The following is an 803-nucleotide window of genomic DNA, read 5'->3' as shown; positions in this document are numbered from 1 at the left end:
CCTCTTCAATAGTTCTATTAGACGTTTGGGATTTATCAAAAGTCCCTACGAGCTCATTGTGAACAGTTCCAGATATTTGTTCGGCATAAGCTTTTTCATTCATGCCAACTGTCAAAAATAAAAGAATCGAAAAGAAAATGACAAACACTCTATTGTTTTTCGACATATTTAATCCTCCAATTGAATAAACTGGCCTTATACATGTGAACCCCTATTTTTTGTTTATTAAGTGTAGTTACATAATAAGCATTCTTATTTGTCCCGCCTTGAAAATCTGACGTATCTTTGCAGCGAGTGGAATTGGATAAACTAATTAAAAATTTGTAAGTTGTTTTATCATTTGAGATTCTTTTAAGTTCTTTTGTATTTCCTGCCTGGATAACTCTATTGACCTTTGTATTTACTTGATGTGTTACGTAGATGTCTGAATTTAGATAAATCCCCCCCAAAAAAATAAGTGCAACTGCTATAATAGCAAAGACAAGTAACTTTCTCTTTTTCATATTCAGTGACCCTCTTAAGCATATAGTCTACTCTGTTAGACTATAAAAAGCATCCATTGCCTTAACTTTCCTACATTAGTTTAGTATAAAGAAAAATTGAAACTCAAAAATCTTAGATCTTATTTATCAAAGTATTTATTCACAATAGATAGTGATACAAAGAAAAATTTGAAACTAAGCTTCATCAGTAAAAGTGGGCCACAACTTAACAGTTATGGCCTCTTTTTTGATACTGTATAATTAAAGGGTTAGAACCGTGTCATTACTTAATGACATAAGTAAGGAGAGAAAAAGATGAAA

General features: G+C 31.3%; 1 protein-coding gene. It reads right to left on the bottom strand.

The annotated features are described in order from the left end of the window. Positions 1–149: 149 nt before the first annotated feature. Positions 150–503, bottom strand: coding sequence for a hypothetical protein (locus LKE01_RS11920; RefSeq protein ID WP_060678033.1), 354 nt, complete (start codon positions 501–503; stop codon positions 150–152). Positions 504–803: the final 300 nt, after the last annotated feature.

This window comes from Lentilactobacillus kefiri, assembly GCF_007989105.1.
Taxonomy (GTDB): Bacteria; Bacillota; Bacilli; order Lactobacillales; family Lactobacillaceae; genus Lentilactobacillus; species Lentilactobacillus kefiri.
This window is presented reverse-complemented; position numbering and strand designations above follow the sequence as displayed.